General features: G+C 61.8%; 1 protein-coding gene. It reads right to left on the bottom strand.

All coding sequences use genetic code 11. From position 1 onward, the window contains the following. A partial coding sequence (locus ACZ6JE_RS15390; RefSeq protein WP_464319510.1) for a LysR family transcriptional regulator occupies positions 1-251 on the bottom strand: 251 nt, incomplete at both ends.

Below are 251 nucleotides of genomic sequence, written 5' to 3'. Positions count from 1 at the left end.
AACACCGGCTTGGCGGTGATCGACGATTGAATGGTCAGCAGCACTTCGCGCACAGGTTTGGTCAGCTCCAGCGCGTAGGGCGTGGGCTGCATTCGGCGGCCGACTTGCACCAGCAAGTCGTCTTCGAAGTAGGTGCGCAGGCGACCCAACACGCCGCTGGTGGCGGACTGAGTCATGTGCAGACGTTCAGCGGCGCGGGTGATGTTCTGCTCTTCAAGCAACACATCCAGCGCCACCAGGAGGTTGAGGTC

It is taken from the genome of Frigoribacterium sp. AC759 (assembly GCF_979256015.1).
Note: the sequence above shows the minus strand (reverse complement) of the source record. Positions and strands in the feature narration are given on the sequence as shown.